The sequence below is a fragment of the Aldersonia kunmingensis genome, from assembly GCF_001646865.1.
In the GTDB taxonomy this organism is placed as follows: Bacteria; Actinomycetota; Actinomycetes; order Mycobacteriales; family Mycobacteriaceae; genus Aldersonia; species Aldersonia kunmingensis.
On the sequence record NZ_LRRB01000043.1, the window covers coordinates 1 to 618 of the forward strand.

Below are 618 nucleotides of genomic sequence, written 5' to 3' on the forward strand. Positions count from 1 at the left end.
GAGACCGACCCGCAGTCGTTGATCTCCCAGCACATCGACTACTGGACAACCCAACTCGTCGGCCTGCCCGACCAGCTCGATCTGCCCGCGGACCGGCCGCGGCCCGCAGTCGCATCCGGCCGGGGCGCAAGCGTCGAGTTCGACGTGCCCGCGCCGGTGCACACCGGATTGTTGGAACTGGCACGCAACCACGATGCGACGCTGTTCATGGTCGTGCATGCCGCGCTCGCGGTCCTGCTCGCTCGGCTCTCGGGCACCGACGACATCGCCATCGGCACCCCCATCGCCGGTCGCGGTGAACCCGAACTCGACGACCTGGTCGGGATGTTCGTCAACACCCTGGTCCTGCGCACCGGGATCGACGGCGGGGAATCCTTCACCGACCTGCTGTCCCGCACCCGGGAAACCGATCTGGGCGCCTTCGGCCACGCCGACGTGCCGTTCGAGCGTTTGGTCGAGGTGCTCAACCCCGAGCGCTCCCAGGCCCGGCACCCGTTGTTCCAGGTCGCGCTGGCCTTCCAGAACCTCGGCGCGGGAACACGATTCGACCTGCCCAACCTCACCGTCACGCCCGTCGAAGCTGACGTCGAGACCGCGAAATTCGATCTCCAGGTGTCA

1 protein-coding gene is annotated in these 618 nt (G+C 67.6%); it reads left to right on the forward strand.

From position 1 onward, the window contains the following. The coding region (locus tag A8G08_RS03670; protein WP_157108388.1) for a condensation domain-containing protein at positions 1 to 618 on the forward strand (618 nt) is incomplete at both ends.